The organism is Tepidanaerobacter sp. GT38 (genome assembly GCF_021991635.1).
Classification (GTDB): domain Bacteria; phylum Bacillota; class Thermosediminibacteria; order Thermosediminibacterales; family Tepidanaerobacteraceae; genus DTU063.
This window is the reverse complement of the sequence record NZ_JAFFJA010000119.1, coordinates 1-1,224: the sequence shown is the minus strand read 5'-3', so window position 1 is coordinate 1,224 and position 1,224 is coordinate 1. Positions and strand designations below refer to the sequence as shown.

General features: G+C 40.0%; 1 protein-coding gene. It reads left to right on the top strand.

Translation table 11 applies throughout. From position 1 onward, the window contains the following. Window positions 1-150: 150 nt before the first annotated feature. Window positions 151-1,188, top strand: coding sequence for an IS6 family transposase (locus tag JT739_RS12070; RefSeq protein WP_237661376.1), 1,038 nt, complete (start codon window positions 151-153; stop codon window positions 1,186-1,188). Window positions 1,189-1,224 lie beyond the last annotated feature (36 nt).

The window sequence follows — 1,224 nt, the reverse complement described above, 5'->3', positions numbered from 1 at the left end:
AATATTTTTCCATTTTCATCATAGAAAAAAACCTCCTTTGTATTTTTTACCGTATTGTAAAGTTAAATGAAAGTTGAGGACCCGTCAGCCTTTCTGGTACAATAGTTTCACCACAAAACACAAGTACCTCCCGAAAGGAGACGAGTCCTCATGGCGAAATTATACCAGTTTAGCTGTCCAAGATGCAATAACAATCATTCATTTTATCGTTACGGTAGAGATAAAGATGGATATCAAAAATATCTCTGCCGTAAGTGCTATCATCAATTTGCACCCGAACGCCCCAGGGCTAAGAGGGCAAATTGTCGGCGGAAATATCCGCCCTGCCCGGTTTGCGGAAAAGCTAGTTTCCTGCACCACGACTATGAGCATTACAGCAACTATCGCTGCTGCGACAAAAAGTGTAACCACTCTTTCTTTGTATACAAACCCACTGCCATTACAAGCCCTTCCATGTCTAAGCTTTTTGGAAAACATGATTTTAAACGTATGCGTTATCCCATACATATTATCATTACAGCTCTGTCCCTGTTTTATCTGGGTAAAAACTCTTTCCGCAACATTAGCCTGATCCTGCGCACTGCTTTCAACATCAAGGTTTCGCATACTACTATCAGTAATTGGTGCACTAAATTTGCTCCTATGTTTGATGATATGCGCATCCGGTTAATGCCGCTTTTGAACTTGAATTCTGATGAGTGGCATGTGGATGAAACTGTTGTTAAAATCGCTGGTGTTAAATACTATATATGGTTTGTGGTTGACAGTGAAACAAGGTTTGTTATTGGTTTTCATTTATCACCTTACCGCAATTCCCCGCAAGCCGTTTCTGTGCTTAATGATGCACGCAAATACGGTAAACCGTCCGCTATCGTTTCTGACCGTTATTATGCCTACAAAGTGCCTGTTAAATCCATTTTTAACGATTCTAAACATATTCAAGTCGAAAGCTTCAAGGATGATGTGTCTAACAATCTTATCGAGTGTTTTCACAAGCAGTTCAAAGCATGGTACAGAACTAAACAAGGTTTTTCTTCTTTTGCTTCTGCCAATAACCTGATTTTCATGTTTGTCTTTTTCTTTAATTTTGTTCGGCCTCATTCCGGTTTGAATGGAATGACCCCAGCACAAGTCGCTGGTCTCAAACTTTCAAAAAAACAAAAACGGGAGTTCTTGCTTGTGGCATGAAGCTATTGGCCATTTTCGGGTGCTATTCTTTCATGT